This window comes from Streptomyces sp. NPDC005820 (assembly GCF_040630255.1).
Taxonomy (GTDB): Bacteria; Actinomycetota; Actinomycetes; order Streptomycetales; family Streptomycetaceae; genus Streptomyces.
This window is the reverse complement of sequence record NZ_JBEXXE010000097.1, coordinates 1-13,066: the sequence shown is the minus strand read 5'-3', so window position 1 is coordinate 13,066 and position 13,066 is coordinate 1. Positions and strand designations below refer to the sequence as shown.

14 protein-coding genes and 1 pseudogene are annotated in these 13,066 nt (G+C 71.6%); 5 read left to right on the top strand and 10 right to left on the bottom strand.

The window, feature by feature from the left end; genetic code table 11:
* The 4 genes and pseudogenes from ABZ464_RS51270 to ABZ464_RS51255 all read right to left on the bottom strand — a co-directional run.
* Positions 1-119: pseudogene (locus tag ABZ464_RS51270) on the bottom strand (sulfate adenylyltransferase small subunit); the annotation flags it as partial.
* Positions 116-682 carry an adenylyl-sulfate kinase gene (gene cysC, locus ABZ464_RS51265; protein WP_359289769.1) on the bottom strand — a complete coding sequence of 189 codons (567 nt, stop codon included), beginning with the start codon at positions 680-682 and terminating at the stop codon, positions 116-118. The gene cysC and the pseudogene ABZ464_RS51270, both read right to left, overlap by 4 nt.
* 116 nt (positions 683-798) lie before the next feature.
* Positions 799-1,611 carry a PaaX family transcriptional regulator C-terminal domain-containing protein gene (locus tag ABZ464_RS51260; protein WP_359289767.1) on the bottom strand — a complete coding sequence of 271 codons (813 nt, stop codon included), beginning with the start codon at positions 1,609-1,611 and terminating at the stop codon, positions 799-801.
* Positions 1,612-1,709: 98 nt separating this feature from the next.
* Positions 1,710-1,904, bottom strand: a complete 195-nt coding sequence (locus ABZ464_RS51255) for a DUF5999 family protein (protein WP_359289765.1) — start codon at positions 1,902-1,904, stop codon at positions 1,710-1,712.
* Positions 1,905-2,141: 237 nt separating this feature from the next.
* On the opposite strand from ABZ464_RS51255, the gene ABZ464_RS51250 reads away from it, so the two are divergent.
* A complete protein-coding gene (locus tag ABZ464_RS51250; RefSeq protein ID WP_359289763.1) occupies positions 2,142-2,570 on the top strand; it encodes a DUF6299 family protein in 429 nt (142 codons plus the stop codon).
* A 488-nt stretch (positions 2,571-3,058) separates the two neighbouring features.
* Here the strand turns inward: ABZ464_RS51250 and ABZ464_RS51245 are convergent, their stop codons facing one another.
* The 4 genes from ABZ464_RS51245 to ABZ464_RS51230 all read right to left on the bottom strand — a co-directional run bounded on the left by ABZ464_RS51245 (position 3,059) and on the right by ABZ464_RS51230 (position 7,218).
* Positions 3,059-4,111, bottom strand: coding sequence for a LacI family DNA-binding transcriptional regulator (locus ABZ464_RS51245; protein WP_359289761.1), 1,053 nt, complete (start codon positions 4,109-4,111; stop codon positions 3,059-3,061).
* Between the two features lie 94 nt (positions 4,112-4,205).
* Positions 4,206-5,042 (bottom strand): ATP-binding cassette domain-containing protein, encoded by an 837-nt coding sequence (locus ABZ464_RS51240; RefSeq protein ID WP_359289758.1) that lies wholly within the window; start codon positions 5,040-5,042, stop codon positions 4,206-4,208.
* Entirely contained in the window at positions 5,039-6,052 is a 1,014-nt protein-coding gene (locus tag ABZ464_RS51235; protein WP_359289756.1) for an ABC transporter permease, read from the bottom strand. The genes ABZ464_RS51240 and ABZ464_RS51235 overlap by 4 nt, the downstream gene beginning before the upstream one ends.
* A gap of 143 nt (positions 6,053-6,195) precedes the next feature.
* Positions 6,196-7,218 (bottom strand): sugar ABC transporter substrate-binding protein, encoded by a 1,023-nt coding sequence (locus ABZ464_RS51230; protein ID WP_359289754.1) that lies wholly within the window; start codon positions 7,216-7,218, stop codon positions 6,196-6,198.
* Positions 7,219-7,456: 238 nt separating this feature from the next.
* Between ABZ464_RS51230 and ABZ464_RS51225 the strand changes: the two genes are divergently transcribed.
* From ABZ464_RS51225 to helR, 3 genes are all read left to right on the top strand, one after another.
* On the top strand, positions 7,457-8,431 hold the full coding sequence (locus tag ABZ464_RS51225) for a carbohydrate kinase (protein ID WP_359289752.1): 975 nt from the start codon (positions 7,457-7,459) through the stop codon (positions 8,429-8,431).
* A 15-nt stretch (positions 8,432-8,446) separates the two neighbouring features.
* On the top strand, positions 8,447-8,740 hold the full coding sequence (locus tag ABZ464_RS51220; protein ID WP_359289750.1) for an antibiotic biosynthesis monooxygenase family protein: 294 nt from the start codon (positions 8,447-8,449) through the stop codon (positions 8,738-8,740).
* A 153-nt stretch (positions 8,741-8,893) separates the two neighbouring features.
* Positions 8,894-11,062 (top strand): RNA polymerase recycling motor ATPase HelR, encoded by a 2,169-nt coding sequence (gene helR, locus ABZ464_RS51215; protein ID WP_359289748.1) that lies wholly within the window; start codon positions 8,894-8,896, stop codon positions 11,060-11,062.
* A 24-nt stretch (positions 11,063-11,086) separates the two neighbouring features.
* On the opposite strand, the gene ABZ464_RS51210 is transcribed toward helR, so the two are convergent.
* A complete protein-coding gene (locus ABZ464_RS51210) occupies positions 11,087-11,431 on the bottom strand; it encodes an SsgA family sporulation/cell division regulator (RefSeq protein WP_359289746.1) in 345 nt (114 codons plus the stop codon).
* A 196-nt stretch (positions 11,432-11,627) separates the two neighbouring features.
* Positions 11,628-12,167, bottom strand: a complete 540-nt coding sequence (locus ABZ464_RS51205; RefSeq protein ID WP_359289744.1) for a hypothetical protein — start codon at positions 12,165-12,167, stop codon at positions 11,628-11,630.
* A gap of 267 nt (positions 12,168-12,434) precedes the next feature.
* Between ABZ464_RS51205 and ABZ464_RS51200 the strand changes: the two genes are divergently transcribed.
* A partial coding sequence (locus tag ABZ464_RS51200; protein WP_359289742.1) for an RNA polymerase subunit sigma occupies positions 12,435-13,066 on the top strand: 632 nt, incomplete at its 3' end.

The following is a 13,066-nucleotide window of genomic DNA, read 5'->3' as shown; positions in this document are numbered from 1 at the left end:
GAGTCCTTGCCGCCGGAGAACAGGACCACCGGGTTCTCGAACTCACCCGCCACCTCGCGGAAGATGTGCACCGCCTCGGACTCCAGCGCGTCCAGATGCGAGAGCGTGTACCCGCTCACACCAGCCCCCGCTCCGCCAGCAGCGTGTACACCGCGTCCGCCGACTCCCGCGGGGTCTGCTCCTGCGTCGGCAGCACGAGCGCGGGGTCCTCCGGCACCTCGTACGGGTCGTCGACGCCGGTCAGCCCGGTCAGCTCGCCCGCCGCCTGCCGGGCGTACAGCCCCTTCACGTCCCGCTCGCTGCACACCTCCACCGGGGTGGCGACATGCACCTCCAGATACGGCGTCCCGCTCTTCTCGTGCCGCAGCCGCACCGCCTCGCGGCTGTCGGCGTACGGGGCGATGACGGGGACGACGGACAGTACGCCGTTGCGCGCCAGGACCTCCGAGACCAGCCCGATCCGCTGCACGTTGGTGTTGCGGTCGGCGCGGCTGAAGCCGAGACCGGCGGAGAGGAAACGGCGGATCTCGTCGCCGTCCAGGACCTCCACACGGTGTCCCTGGGCCCTCAGCCGCTCACCGAGGAGGCGGGCGATCGTCGTCTTGCCGGCGCTCGGCAGTCCGGTGAGCCAGACCGTGGCCCCCTGGGTCCTCGGAGCGACGGCCCTTGGCGTGCTGGTCATCCGCAACAAACCTCTTTCCTACCCGGCGTACAACCCGACGAACGGTAGGTAAGGAGTCTGAGAGGAGTTGTTAAGGAACCTGAGGTTTGGCTGAGTGACGCCTGGTGTCCGTGGGGTCACACCCCGGCGAACTCCGCGCCCGCGTCACGCAGTCGCTCGTGCAGCCCGTGGAACACGGCCGCCGAACGGGCCCCCGGCCAGTCCGCCGGGAGCAGACGGGCGGGCAGTCCCGGGTCGACGTAGGGCAGATGGCGCCAGGAGTCCAGGGCGAGGAGGTAGTCGCGGTACGCCGCCTCCGGCGGGGTGTCCGGCCGCCGCTGCCAGGCGTGCAGCACGCGCGCGTGGCGGTCGAGGAACACCTCGTGCTCCTTGGCGAGCGCCGTCAGGTCCCACCAGCGGGCGACCGCCTCGACGCTGGGCGCGAAGCCGAGGTGCGCGCCGTGGAAGAAGTCGACGTACGCCTCCAGCCCGAGCCGCTGGAGGGTGTGCCGGGCCTCCTCGTACAGCCGGGCCGGGGCGATCCACACGCCCGGGGCGGCCGTGCCGAAGCCGAGGCCGGCCAGCCGGGAGCGCAGGACGTGCCGCTTCTGCCGCTCCGACTCCGGTACGGAGAACACCGCCAGCACCCAGCTCTCGTCCGCGTCGGGTGCCGAGGCGTAGATGCGCCGGTCCCCGTCGTCGAGCAACTGCAGGGCCTCGACGGAGAGTTCGTACCCGGCCGCGCCCTGCGCCGTACGGGCGGGCAGCAGCAGTCCGCGCCGTTTCAGCCGCGACACCGAGGAGCGTACGGAGGGCGCGTCGACGCCGACCGCGGCGAGCAGCCGGATCAGCTCGGCGACGGGCAGCGGACCCTGCGCGAAGCGGCCGTACGCGCCGTAGAGCGTGACGATGAGAGACCGAGGTGCGGGCTGGTCGGACACGTTGATCATTTTAGGTCGTCGGCATCACGGCTGGTCACCATCGGTGTCACCGCCGGATGTGACCTTCGTCGTGCCCGCCGGCGGCGTACCGCGGGCGGTGGCCGGGGTCAGGCCGCGACGGTCAGGCGGTCCGTGGGGACGCGGTGGGGGGCCACCACGCTGCCGTCGGGGAGCAGTTCGCCGGAGTCGTCGAAGACGATCGTGCCGTCGCACAGCAGGTTCCAGCCCTGCTCCGGGTGGGCCGCGACGACGTGCAGGGGGCGGGCGTCGGCAGAAGCGGCGGCGAAGGAGTGGGAACACATGGCGCACCTCCACGTCGGTGGGGGGCCGGCCGTCCGGTCGGCCTCGCATGGAACGACCATGCGCCCGCCCCCCGAGGCATCGCCAGGGTGTTTCCCGAAGCGTGACAGCACCAGGACAACTCCAGGACCGTTCGCCGACGACCGGTGCGGACTCGCCACCGAAGGGGTGACGGTCACGGCCTCGGGCCCGTCCGCCCGGTACCAGTGGAGATCCCCCACCACAGGAGGTCTTCTTCCATGTTGCTTCGCCCCGCTCTGGCCGCGGCGGCCGGCGCCGCCCTGGCCCTGCTCGCGCCGCCGGCCCAGGCCGCCACCGCCGACCCCACCGAGACCGTCACCGTCGCGGAGGCCGGCACGATCGCCGCCGACGGCACCGTCACCCTCTCCGGCACCTACCGCTGCGTCGGCAGCACGGGACCGGTCTTCATCAGCTCCGCCGTCCAGCAGGACGGCGCCACCGTCCGTTACGGCATCGGCGGCAGCCGTGCGGTGTGCGACGGCGCCGTCCACGCCTGGCAGAACACCGGCAAGGTGCAGGCGAACGCGCTGAAGGCCGGCCCCGCCCACGTCGAGGCAACGATCACGGAACTCGAACCCCGCGGCGGCCTGCCGCTGCCCAGCTTCCACGCGATCCAGCAGCAGGACGTCACCCTGACCGAGAGCTGATCACCGCGCACGCGGTGTCCCGGCGGACAGGGCGAGCAGGGCGGGCCGGGCGAGCAGGACGGGGCGGGCGCGCAGGGCGGTCGGGTGACGGCCCGGGCGCACCCGCCTCGGGCGCACCCGCCTTGGGAGCACCAGCCTCGGGTGTTCCGCTCCGGGCGGACCCGCCTCGGGTGTTCCGCTCCGGGCGCACTCGCGCCGGGTGTTCCGTTCCGGGCGGACCCGCGCCGGGTGTTCCGCTCCGGGCGGACCCGCGCCGGGTGTTCCGTTCCGGGCGCACTCGCGCCAGGTGTTCCGCTCCGGGCGGACCCGCCTCGGGTGTTCCGCTCCAGGCGCACCCGCTCCGGGTGTTCCGCACCGGCGTTCCGCCCTGGGGCGCGACCGGGGCTCACCTCAGCTTCTCGCCCGCCGGGGACACCGCGTACGGAGTTTCACGACCCCGCGCCGATCGCGGAACGGGGCGGCGGGGACGTAACGCCTGCCACGGACTCTCACGAACTCCGGCGGCCACCGGCACCGCCGCCCGGGACCGGGGCCGGGCGTTCCCCCGACCCCCGGACGATCAGCCGGGTCGGCACGGTGATCGTGCGGGCGCGGGAGCGGTCGCCGTCGAGGCGGGACAGGGCGGTGGTCGCGGCGGTGCGGCCGATCTCCTCCGGGTCCTGGGCGACGACCGTCAGCGCCGGTTCGAGCGCGTCCGCGAGGGCCACGTCGTCGAAGGCGACGACCGCGACGTCCTTGCGGTGGCTGCGGGCGAGTTCGGTCACTATGCCCAGCGCGACGATGTTGTTGCCGGCGAACAGGGCCGTGGGCGGATCGGCCAGCTCCAGGAGCTGCGCGGTGGCCGCCGAGGCGCCGTGCTGGTCGTGGGCGTTGGTGACGAGCAGGCGGTCGTCCGGGAGGCCGGCCTCCCGCAGCGCCTCGCGGTATCCGGCCAGACGCTCGCGGCGGGTGTAGAGCTTGGTGGGCAGGTCCCCGATGAAGCCGATACGGCGATGGCCGTGGGCGATGAGATGGGCGACGCCGTCGTGGGCGCCCGAGCGGTTGCTGCTGACGACGCTGTCCGTGGCGAGGCCCGTGCCCGGCCGGTCGAGGAAGACGACGGGCAGCCCGCCGGACCGGTGGGTCTTGAGATGGGAGTGGTCGGCGCCGACGGACGGGACGACCATCAGGACGCTGACCCGGCGCGCCAGGAACGTGGCGGTCAGGGCGCGTTCGCGCTCGGGGTCGTCCGCGGAGGAGCCCATGAGCAGGGTCAGCCCCCGGTCGCGGACCGTGTCCTCGATGCTGCTGGCAACCGCCCCGAAGAAGGGGTTGCCGAGGTCGGGGATGACCAGTCCGACCGTGGTGTCGGGACCGCCGACGCGGATGTTGCGCGCCATCAGGTTCGGCTGGAAGCCCAGCCGGGCCACGGCGGCGAGGACCTGTTCCCTGGTCTGCGCGGAGGCGGGCCCGTCCTCGTTGAGGACGCGGGAGACGGTCTTGGCGCTGACACCCACTTCACGGGCGACATCGGCCAGGGTGGGGCGGCGGTTCGCTGCCATGGAGGTGCGGATCTCCTGTGCTCGTCGGTTCCGCCCGCGGCCTCGGGCAGAACCTTGGAGTCGAATCGTGTCGCCAGAACCTGTGCGAGCGGTTCTAGCCGGCCTGGACCCCGGCGGCCTTGGCGGCCTTGGAATCCGTCACGACAGTATCTCCGGCCTCGTCGATGGTGAGCGCGCCGGTCATGACGGCGACGACCTCGGCCATGGAGTAGTCGGAGGGCTTGATCACGGCGGCGCGCCTGCCGAGGCGGTGGACGTGGATCCGGTCGGCGATCTCGAAGACGTGCGGCATGTTGTGGCTGATCAGGACGACCGGCATGCCCCGGTCCCGGACCCGGCGGATCAGGTCCAGGACCTGACCGGACTCCTTGACGCCGAGGGCGGCGGTGGGCTCGTCCATGACGACGACGGAACGGGCCCAGGCGACGGACCGGGCGACCGCCACGGCCTGCCGCTGCCCGCCGGAGAGCGTCTCCACCGACTGGGTCAGCGAGCGCAGCCCGATCTTCAGATCGGCCATGTGCTCGGCGGCCTCCTGCCGCATCCGCTTCTTGTCCAGCATCCGGAAGACGGAGCCCAGGACACCGGGGCGTCGGAGCTCGCGTCCGAGGAACATGTTCGAGGCGATGTCCATCGAGGCGGCCACGGCGAGGTCCTGATACACCGTCTCGATGCCATGGGCGCGGGCGCTCTGCGGACCGGAGAACGTGATGGGCTTGCCGCCCAGCCGGATCTCGCCCGCGTCGGGGACGACCGCCCCGGTGAGGGCCTTGATCAGACTGGTCTTGCCGGCGCCGTTGTCGCCGATCACGGCGAGGACCTCACCGGGCAGCAGATCGAAGTCGGCGCCGTCGATGGCGGTGACATGGCCGTAGCGCTTGACCAGACCGCGGGCCTGCAGCACGGGGGTGGGGGAGTCCGAGGTGGTCATCGGGCCTTCTTCCGGGAGATCTGGTCGACGGTCACCGCGAGGATCACCAGCACACCGGTGATCAGGGTCTGGTAGATGGAGGCGACGCCCATCAGTTGGAGCCCGTTGCGGAAGACACCGACGATGAGCACGCCGATGAACGTGCCGAGGACCGAGCCCCGGCCGCCGAAGAGGCTGGTCCCGCCGAGGACCACGGCGGTGATGCTGTCGAGGTTGTCGGTCTGGCCGGCCTGCGGGTCGCCGACTCCGGTGCGCGAGATGAGCAGCAGCGCCGCCACGCCGTAGAGCAGACCGGCGACGGCGTAGATGCCGATGGTCAGCCGGGAGGTGCGGATGCCGTTCAGCCGGGCGGCCTCCTGGCTGTTGCCGAGGGCGTAGACGTGCCGGCCCCAGCCGGTGCTGCTCAGCGCGTAGGCGAACGCGAGGAACAGGGCGATGGTGACGAGGGAGCCGTAGGTGATGTCGGTGCGGCCGAGCGGGAAGGTCTCCCCGAGGGCCGTCAGCGGGCCGGGCAGACCGGTGACCGTCTGCTCCTCGGAGTAGATGTGGGTCAGCGCGAACGCCACGTTGAGCATGCCGAGGGTGACGATGAACGGCGGCAGCGGGATCTTCTGCACCAGCAGCCCGTTCAGCAGCCCGAAGCCGCCGCAGACCACCAGGCCCAGCGCGATGGCGAGCAGCGGCGGAAGGGAACCCTGGGCGGCCATCTTGGCGATCACGATGCTGCCGAACGCCATCACGGCGCCGCAGGACAGATCGATGCCGGCCGTGAGGATGATCAGGGTCTGTCCGATGGCGAGGGTGCCGACCACCATGACCTGCTGCACGATCAGCGAGAAGTTCCCGCCGGTGAGGAACTGGTCGGTGGAGAAGGAGAAGAAGGCGCAGGCCAGGAGGAGGGCGACCAGCGGGCCGGTGGTCGGTGCCGTGAGCAGTCTGCGGGCCGTGGTCGGTGCCTTGAGCTCGGCGTACGGCGTGGACGTGGGCGGTGGCGTGGTCGTGGCTGTCATGCGAAGTCCTTGTCGGAAGACAGATGTCGCTGAGGGCCTGTGTCATATTCCTGGCGCGCTGATCCGGGGGTATGACACAGGCCCGGAGGGGGAGGGCGGCCCGTACGGTGGGGAGGGCGTCGTACGGGCCGGGTGCGGGCGGCTCAGCCCCAGCAGTTCTCCAGGCCGAACGCGGTGTCCTTGGAGGCGACGCCGGTCTGCGCCTTGTCGGTGATCAGGGTGACGCCGGTGTCGGTGTAGCCGGAGGCCTTCTTGCCGTCCTTGGCGTAGGTCACCACGGCCTTGACGCCCTCGGCGGCCATCTTCAGCGGGTACTGCTGCGAGGTCGCGGCGATCTTGCCGTCCTTGACCGCCTGGGTGCCGGTGCAGCCGCCGTCGACCGAGACGACGAGGACGTCCTTCTCCCGGCCCTTGGCCTTGAGCGCGGTGTACGCGCCGAGGGCGGCCGGCTCGTTGATGGTGTAGACGACGTTGATGCCCGGCTCCTTCTGGAGGCAGTTCTCCATCGCCGTCTGGCCCTTGGCCTGGTCGCCGCCGGTGTCCTGGGCGCAGACCACGTCCTTGTCGGTGGCGCCGAAGCCCTTGAGGAAACCGTTGTGCCGCTGGACGCCGACGGAGACGCCGGGCGCCAGGTCGAGGGTGGCTATCTTCGCGGTCTTGCCCGCCATGGCCGCCTTGGCGTACTCGCCGATCAGCTGGCCGGCCTTGAGGTTGTCGGTGGCGAAGAGGGCGTCGACCGCGCTCTCCGGCTCGGTCGGCGTGTCCAGCGCGATGACCAGGACCCCCTTGGCGCGGGCCTTCTGGATCGCGGGCACGATGGCCTTGGAGTCGCTCGGGGTGATCAGGATGCCCTTCACCCCCGAGGCGACCATGTTCTCCATCGCGGTCACCTGACCGGCGTTGTCCCCGTCGAACTTGCCTGCGGCGGTGACCAGTTGGGCGTCGTTCTCCTTGGCGGCCTGCTCCGCGCCCTCCTTCATCTTCACGAAGAACGGGTTGGTGTCCGTCTTGGTGATCAGACCGACCTTGACGCTGCCCGAGCCCGAGCCCGAGCTCGCGGAGTCCGAGCCGGAGCCGGACCCGCAGGCCGTCAGGGTCAGGGCCGCGACACCCGTGACCGCGGCGACTCTGAGGAGGGAGGAGGAGAGACGAGTGGTGCGAGACATGAACGACTCCTGCGGGATTGCGAGCGGCGCGGCCGGCATCGAGGGATGCCGTCCCGAGTTGTCATCGTTGACTTATGTCATCGTTGACACTGCATGGCGAGGATGATGGACTCCGTCTGCCGGAAACGTCAATGCCCTCCACCCGTCACGAATCGGCAACGTCCCCCAGCCGTCGCCACCGTCGCACGGTCACCGTCGCACGGCCGCAGCCCCCGGTCGTCGCAGAGAAGAGCAGCCCATGAGCCCGCGTCAGATCACTGTCCTGGGAGAATGCGTCGCGGACGCGTTCACCGAGTCCGCGAGCGCCCCGAACGAGCTCGCCCTGCGGGTCCTCCCGGGCGGCGGACCCGCGAACACGGCCGTGTCGCTGGCCCGGCTGGGCACCCCGGCCCGCTTCCTCGCGCGCCTGTCCGGCGATGTCTTCGGCCGGCTGTTCCGCGCCCACCTGGAGGCCTCCGGAGTGGACCTGTCGTACGCCGTCCGGGCCGCCGAACCCAGCACCCTGGCCGTGGCCGAACTGGACGACACCGGCCAGGCCGCGTTCTCCTTCCACGCCCAGAACACCGCCGACTGGCAGTGGACCGCGGACGAACTGGACCGGGTGGACCTGTCCGGCACGGCGTGCGTGCACACCGGCTCCCTGGCCCTGGTCCGCGCACCCGGCGCGGCGGTCGTCGAGGACTTCCTGGCCACGGCCGCCTCCCGGGCGACCGTCAGCATCGACCCCAACGTCCGCCCGCTCCTGGTCGATCCCGACGTCTACCGCGCCCGGCTGGCGCACTGGTGCTCCCTCGCCGACATCCTGCGCCTCAGCGAGGACGACCTGGAGCTGCTGCTGCCGGGCACCACGCCCGAGCGGGCCTGCGACATCTGGCACGCGGCCGGGGCCCGGCTCGTCGTGATCACCCTCGGCGCCGAGGGCGCCCTGGCCTCGCTCGACGGGGAACGCGTGCGGGTCCCGGCGGTGACCACGCGGGTCGTCGACACGGTCGGCGCGGGCGACTCCTTCACCGCCGGACTGCTGCACCACCTCGGCGCCCGCGGTCACCTCGGCGGCCGGCTGACCGGCCTCGGCCTCGACGACGTCACCGAGGCCTGCGCTTTCGCCGTCCGGGTCGCCGCCCTGACCTGCTCGGTCGCCGGACCCAACCCCCCGTGGCACAGCCGGCTGGAGGAGTCCGTACCCCCGTTCATCACCTCAGCCCGCGACTGACAAGGACCCGAGACCATGACGAAGACACTGCTCGCCGAGTTCACCGCCCGCGAGGGCGCCGAGGACGAGGTCGCCCGACTCATCGGGGAGTACGCCCGCACGGTGCGCGAGGAGGAGGGGAACCTCGCCTTCGACGTGTACACCAAGGCGGCCGCCCCGCGCGCCTACTGGATCTTCGAGGTGTACCGGGACGAGGACGCCTTCCAGGCCCATCTGAAGGCCCCGTACGGCGGCCCGTTCAACGCGGCGCTCGTCCCGCTGATCGAGGAGGACGCCTCGGTGCTGACGTTCCTGGATCCGGTGGCCTGACGCGCGGGCGAAAAGCGAAAAAGAAAGAGGCAGGAGACCCCTCTCCCGCCACTCTCAACGTATAGCGCACCGGGGGGCTTGCGGCAAGGCCCCCCTCGTACCGCAGAATCCCTGGTCGTGGCCAGGATCCAGCGGAAAAGAGAGATTCACGAAGTGCGTGTGCCCAGTGCGTTCGACCTCCCCGCCCAGCTCTCCCAGAAGGCCGATCCGGCGCTGATCGCCGCCGACGAGCGGCACTTCGCGGCGATCGCGGAGTCCCTCGAGCAGTCGATCGCCGAACTCTCGGAGCGCCTCGACGCCGAACTCAGGGCGCCCGGCGGCACCGGCCGGCAGGCGATGGACCGGGACATCGAGGTCCATCGGCTGACCGGCCGGCTGCGGACCCTGCGCCGGTTCGGGCTGGACCTGTGCCTCGGGCACATGGCCGGCGCGGACGGCTCCGCACCCGTGTATGTCGGCCGGCTCGGTCTCACGGACAGCGAGGGCCGCCGGCTGCTGATCGACTGGCGCTCCCCGGCGGCCGAGCCGTTCTTCGCCGCGACCCACGCCGACCCGATGGGGCTCGCCAGCCGCCGCCGGTACCGCTGGACCCGGGGCCGGATCAGCGACTACTGGGACGAGGTGTTCACCGCCGACGGGTTCGAGGGGCACGCCGCGTCCCTCGACGACCAGTCCGCCTTCATCGCCAGTCTGGGCGGCAACCGGTCGGAGCGGATGCGGGACGTGCTCTCCACCATCCAGGCCGACCAGGACGCCATCATCCGGGCGGGCTCGCGCGGCGCCCTCGTCGTGGACGGCGGCCCGGGCACCGGCAAGACCGTCGTCGCCCTGCACCGCACCGCCCACCTGCTCTACTCCGACCCGCGCCTCGGGCACCGCCGGGGCGGGGTGCTGTTCGTCGGCCCGCACCGGCCCTATCTGTCGTACGTCGCCGACGTCCTGCCGAGCCTCGGCGAGGAGGGCGTCCAGACCTGCGTCCTGCGCGACCTCGTCCCCGAGGGGGCCGACGCGACCGCCGAGACGGACCCGGAGACGGCCCGGCTGAAGGCGTCCGCGGACCTCGTGAAGGCGATCGAGAAGGCCGTCCGGTTCTACGAGGAGCCGCCCGCCGAGGGCATGACGGTCACCGTCGACCACACCGCCGTACGGCTGACCGCCGCCGACTGGGCCGAGGCGTTCGACGCGCCCGAACCCGGCACCCCGCACAACGAGGCCCGCAACCAGATCTGGGAGAGGCTCGTCGAGATCCTGCGGGACGGGTACGACGGCGACGACCTCCCGCCGGAGCAGTTCCGCCGGGCGCTGCGCCAGGACAAGGAGCTCCTCGGGACCCTCCAGCGCGCCTGGCCGCTGCTGGAGGCGGCCGACCTGGTCGGGGACCTGTGGTCGGTGCCCGCCTATCTGCGGATGTGCGCTCCCTGGCTGAGCCCCGACGACGTACGACGACTCCAGCGCGCCGACCCCCAGGCCTGGACGGTGTCCGACCTGCCGCTGCTCGACGCGGCCCGGCAGCGGCTCGGCGACCCGGAGGCGGCGCGGCGCAGACAGCGCGACAAGGCCGTCATCGCCGCCCAGCGCGAGCGCATGTCCCACGTCGTCGACAACCTCATCCACGCCGTGGCCGACTCCGGCGCCGACGGGGACGACGGCGAGGGCCTGGTGAGCATGCTGCGGGGCGCGGACGCCCGGGTCAGTCTGGTCGACGAGTCCGAACTGGCCGTGCTCGACCCCGATCTGCTCGCCGGCCCGTTCGCGCACATCGTCGTCGACGAGGCCCAGGAACTCACCGACGCCGAATGGCAGATGCTGCTGTCGCGATGCCCGTCCCGCAGCTTCACCATCGTCGGGGACCGCGCCCAGGCCCGGCGGGGGTTCACCGAGTCGTGGCGGGAGCGTCTGGAGCGGATCGGGCTCGACCGGATCGACCTGGCCTCCCTGAGCATCAACTACCGGACCCCGGCCGAGATCATGGCGGAGGCCGAGCCGGTCGTCCGGGCCGCGCTGCCGGACGCCAACGTCCCGACCTCCATCCGCAGCAACGGCGTTCCCGTCGTCCACGGATCCGTCGCGGACCTGGACGCGGTCCTCGACGACTGGCTCGCCGCCCACGCCGACGGAATCGCCTGTGTCATCGGCGCCCCGGCCTTCCCCGGGACGCCCCGCGTCCGCTCCCTGCCCCCGGAGCTGACCAAGGGCCTCGAGTTCGACCTGGTCGTCCTAGTGAATCCCGAGAAGTTCGGCACGGGCGTCGAAGGAGCGGTCGACCGCTATGTCGCGATGACCCGCGCCACCCGTCGGCTCGTCGTCCTGACCGGCTCCTGAACGGCGAGGCGCGGGTGGGGCGGGTCATATGTCGTCCAGCAGCCGGCCGGCGGGGCTCTCGATGTCCAGGAACCGTTCCTCCTCGCCCAGCGGCACGACCTCCAGGGTCCGTTCGAGGAACGAGTCGATCACCGCGGCCGACGCGGCCACGACGTCCATGTCCTCTCCGGCGCGCAAGGAGATGAACACCATGCCGGAGCCGAGGATTTCGGACGGCCAGACCTGTACGTCACCGAGACCACTGAGCTGCCGCCGACCGCAGGACAGGAGGTCGCGTCCGAAGGACCATTCGATGGTCATGTCGGTGTGGGCGTTGAAGATCACCCGTACCGCGTACGGATCGGCGCTGTCGTAACGGAGTTCCGTCACGACGGGATGGTAGGTGTCCTCCCTGACAAGCCGGACGAGCGTCCGGCACATCACTGGCTCGTCCTCGAGGCCGAAGCTCTTCCCGCTCATCGGTCCGTCCCCTTTCCTCGCCCGGAGCATCTGGGCTACCAGGAGTCTGGGACGGGCCGGGATCCGGAGCATCAGCCAAGTGACTGTGAGACAGCGTGTCACACGTCTAGGAACGCCGGGCGCGGTAGAGGCCTCGGCCGGCCCGCTGGAGACGGGACATGCCGACGAGGCGATCGAGTGTGCTGCGCACCGCGTTGATGCTTCCGCTGTCGGTGTCACGGCCGAGCGCGGCGGCGACGTCACGGGCCCGCACGTCGGCGTCGCCGACCTCGGCGAAGTAGCCCATGATCTGCTCGGTGAGCTTGCCGTACTTCTGCGGTGCGTCCGTGGCGGTGGTGACGTTCGCGGACTTGGCCGCGGCGACGGTCTTCCGCGGCTCGGCGGACGCCGCGGCACGGGCCCGGCCCCGGCTCTGTTCCCGGCCGTGGTCCGAGGGCGGGGCCGTGGTCGGCGGGGCAGCGGCGGCCGGGGCGGACATGACGGTCTCGAGGGCACCGAGGGCCCGTTGGACGGAGCCGAGGTGTGCCACGACCGCGGCCAGCTCCCTCTCCAGCGCCTGCTTCTGGATCTGCAGGCGAGCCAGGTCCGCTTCAAGGCTCTCGGCGGTGATCTCGATGTTGCGCGCCGTATCGGTCACAGAGACCACGTGTTCCTCTCATCCGCTGTCCCCGGCCTGGACGCGGGAACAGGTGTCCCCGGACATCATATGCAGCAGGCCGGATCGTCCGAGACGGCTCCGGTGAGGCTCTCCATGAAGTCCCAAGGTTGTCGAGAGCCGACACATGGTTGCATCATTCATCGGGCCGCGGCCGGGATGTCACAACCCGCGCGGCTGTCCGGTCTCACTGACGAGTCGACCGCGCTTCGAGAACCCGAAGGGGAAGGGTGTCGCATGGGGTGTGGTGAGGGTGCGGTGCCGATCGGGGAGCTGCTGGAGGAGCGGCGGCATCTGCTGGATGTCGCGTGCTGGATGCTGGGCAGCGGGCCCGCGGCCGAGCGGGTGATCGACGAGACGTACCGGCAGTGGTACGAGCTGTCCGAGCCCGCACGCGAGCGGATCACGGCCCCACGATCGTGGCTGGCGAGGGTCGCGGGCGGTATCTGTCTGTCCCGTCTGGCACTGCCCGAGCAGGTCACCGAGGTGTTGCTGGAGGCGGTGGACTCGCTCTCTCCGGCCGAGCGGGCGCTGTTCGTGCTCGGTGATGTGCCCGGTGATGTGCCCGGGATGGCGGGCGGCGGGATCGCGGACATCGTCCGGCAACGCGGGCCGGCGAGTGCCGGCCCGGCGAGCGCAGGGCCGACCGAGCGTGCGGGGGAGAGTCTGCGGGCGCGGCGTGCCCGGCCGACGCCGCCCGAGCAGCGTGATCTTCTGGCCGTCGAGGTCTGCCGGGCCTGTGTGACACAGGACGAGACGCTCCTGGTCTCCGTGCTGGCGCCGGACGTGACGGCGTTCTTCGACGGGGGCGGGAAGGTCAGGGCGCTGGTCAAGCCGGTGCACGGGGCCACCCAGGTCGCCCGCAGCCTCCTGGCACTCCTGGCCCGGCG